The following is a 2,947-nucleotide window of genomic DNA, read 5'->3' on the forward strand; positions in this document are numbered from 1 at the left end:
TAAATTTGTGGAAAATTGCTAGAGAGTAGGTGAAGAAACCCGGTTTCTAACCCAACTCAAGGACAAGAAACCGGGTTTCTGACCTAAATTTGTGGAAAATTGCTAGAGAGTAGGTGAAGAAACCCGGTTTCTAACCCAACCCCAGGACAAGAAACCGGGTTTCTGACCTAAATTTGTGGAAAATTGCTAGAGAGTAGGTGAAGAAACCCGGTTTCTAACCCAACTCAAGGACAAGAAACCGGGTTTCTAACCTAAATTTAGGCAAGGGAAAAACAACTGATGAAGAAACCCGGTTTCTCACCCACCCCAGGACAAGAAAGCGGGTTTCTAGTCGAGCTACATTGACTAAAGTGAGGGGAGGGAGGACTGTTCTTTGGGTTGGTAAAGGGTTTCTATTTCCGCTAGGGTGGCTTCTGGGTCGGTATGGGTGGATTTTACCACATAATTGAGTTTTAATTCTTCTAAGAAATCCGTGAGCAAGATTTGTATTTCTTCTTGGGTTTGCCGATCGCCTAGGGCTTTCCGGAAGGCTTGATTGAATTCCTGACTGAGGCGATCGAAGAGCACTCGTCCTTCTACGTCAGCGTAAGAGGTTTCCAGAACAGTTACCGTAGTTTGGGCTAAGTTCGAGGCCATTTGTTCCGTAAAATCGCTGGGTAAATTTCCGATCCCGGGTAAGGATTTGAGACTTTGATAAATCCCTGATTCTTTAAAGGCTCCTTCTATACTATGATGCAAAACTGCTTCTAATTCTGGCTTAATTTGCGGGAGAACTTTGTAAATGGTTAATTCCAAAAGTCGGTCAGTAATGACTTCGATTTCATTCACATTGTTGAGATCAACCGCCGGTTGGGGATTCAAAAATGATTCGGCGGCAGTGCCTTCGCGAATGGAGTCTTGCGCTTGATTAATAAAGCGAACCATTACAAATCGAGACAGGCGATCGGCTAGTCTAGCAGCCGGTTCATGGGTCATCTGAACTAAGATGCGATCGAAATTAACCAGTTCACTCTGTTGCAGTCTCACCGCAACCGGAATTACCCGCAATCCTCGCCAAAACGGTAAAAACAATAAAACATCATACCAGCGTCGCAACATGGCATCTATCCAGCGTAAGCCACTAATCCGGCGATGCATAAAGAAGGTGCGAAGTATGAACTCTAATCCAAACAGGCACATAAAGAAAATATCAATCCGCCAAAAATCATCGATAACTTGGCCAATTTCATCTACATTCCTGAAATAATTTCTGGCAATTAATGGCGAAATCTGAGACTGGAAAAAATTGAGTTCTCGACTTAAATTATGACTGCTTAAATAACTAGAAGTCCAAAAAGTCTGAAAAGCATCGTAAGCATATTCTGTGCCAAGATGCTGACGCATTCGCCTTTGAATTTTTGCAAAAGTGCCGAACTTACCCGCAGCCATAAAGGGGTTTTCATTGAGCATTCTATCACTTTCATGGCGTAACGATTCCAGCAAATTCTCCACCTGGGGAGTTTCCAGGGAATTTGGGGGTTGTTGGAGTTCTAGGGTTAATTGCTGGAGGGTTTGTAGGTATTTTTCAGTTTCGGGATGGGGTTCAATTCCTTTAATTTTATCATAAGCAATCACCACGGGGGGAATTTGATGAAAATAGATATCGCGTAGGGTAATATAAGAGGAATCGAACCCCACTAACAGCAAATTGATAACGGCGATCATCGCCATAAATTTTTGAAACCAGTCAATAGGTCCTCCGGTATTCGGTGGACCCTCTGGATGTGCAGTGGTTATGGTTTGCATTTTGAAGACAGCGGTTAAGTTAGAAGTAAAAGTATCCCGCTAGGGGTTTACTTCCTATTATCTCTATCCGGCATCAACGCGACATCTATCTGTTGGATGAGGTGTGCTACAGTGGAGGAGTTATCTAAGATGACATCAGCCTGAGCGCATTTTTCAGATAAGGGCATTTGGCTATTAATTCTAGCTCTGGCTTGGTCTAGGGTCAAGCGATCGCGTTCCATCAATCGCTGAATCTGGCGATCGCCAGGACAAGATACCACCCAAATTTCCGTAACTAAATCGGTCATTTGTGCTTCAAACAACAACGGGATCACCAAGACTGCGGTAGACTGTTGGGGCAAAGCGGCAATTTCTCGAAAGAAGCGATCGCGCACTTGGGGATGGATTTGCGCCTCTAACCACTGTTTTTCCGAGGGTTGACTAAACACAATCTCCCCCAACTTCGGACGATTCAGACTGCGATCGGGTAGCAACAAGTCCTTTCCATACCGCCTCACGATTTGATTCAACACTTCTGAACCAATTTCCACCGCTTCGCGAGCATAAATATCTGCATCAAACACAGGTAATTGGTGGTAGGTTTTCAAATAATTAGAAACCGTAGTTTTACCCGTAGCAATTCCACCCGTTAATCCAATTTGACGTTTATTTATCATCCTAAACCCTAATTGCAAATCAATAGTTCGTAGTAACGACTTCAGTCGTTTCTTCCTGTTCGTAGTAACGACTTCAGTCGTTATCTTCCTGTTCGTAGTAACGACTTCAGTCGTTTCTTCCTGTTCGTAGTAACGACTTCAGTCGTTATCTTCCTGTTCGTAGTAACGACTTCAGTCGTTATCTTCTCTCCAGAAATGGAGAGGTTGAACCCAACTTCTAATCACTATTGTTAAAAAGACTGAAAGGCTTGTAATGAAATAAGTTGTGGTAATTAATCAGAATTGAGCTATTAGGTGGGTATTTGAACCCTTCACGGTTTTCAGGGGTGTTCAAAATAATCAATAAACGACTGAAGTCGTTACTACGAACACCGGATCAGAACGACTGAAGTCGGGACGTTGAACACCGGATCAGAACGACTGAAGTCGGGACGTTGAACACCGGATCAGAACGACTGAAGTCGGGACGTTGAACACCGGATCAGAACGACTGAAGTCGGGACGTT

At 43.7% G+C, this 2,947-nt stretch carries 2 protein-coding genes; both read right to left on the reverse strand.

Features of this window, described 5'->3' with window-relative positions; genetic code table 11:
• Positions 1-345: 345 nt before the first annotated feature.
• Positions 346-1,785, reverse strand: a complete 1,440-nt coding sequence (locus NG833_RS30170) for a hypothetical protein (protein ID WP_254568951.1) — start codon at positions 1,783-1,785, stop codon at positions 346-348.
• Positions 1,786-1,832: 47 nt separating this feature from the next.
• A complete protein-coding gene (gene coaE / locus NG833_RS30175) occupies positions 1,833-2,441 on the reverse strand; it encodes a dephospho-CoA kinase (RefSeq protein ID WP_254568952.1) in 609 nt (202 codons plus the stop codon).
• Positions 2,442-2,947: the final 506 nt, after the last annotated feature.

This window comes from Oscillatoria sp. HE19RPO, from assembly GCF_024220515.1.
Lineage (GTDB): Bacteria > Cyanobacteriota > Cyanobacteriia > Cyanobacteriales > Laspinemataceae > Laspinema.

Bases quoted from the DNA above. Each gene is read 5' to 3' on its own strand.
- NG833_RS30170 (WP_254568951.1), bottom strand. From the start codon at position 1,785: ATGCAAACCATAACCACTGCACATCCAGAGGGTCCACCGAATACCGGA.
- coaE (WP_254568952.1), bottom strand. From the start codon at position 2,441: ATGATAAATAAACGTCAAATTGGATTAACGGGTGGAATTGCTACGGGT.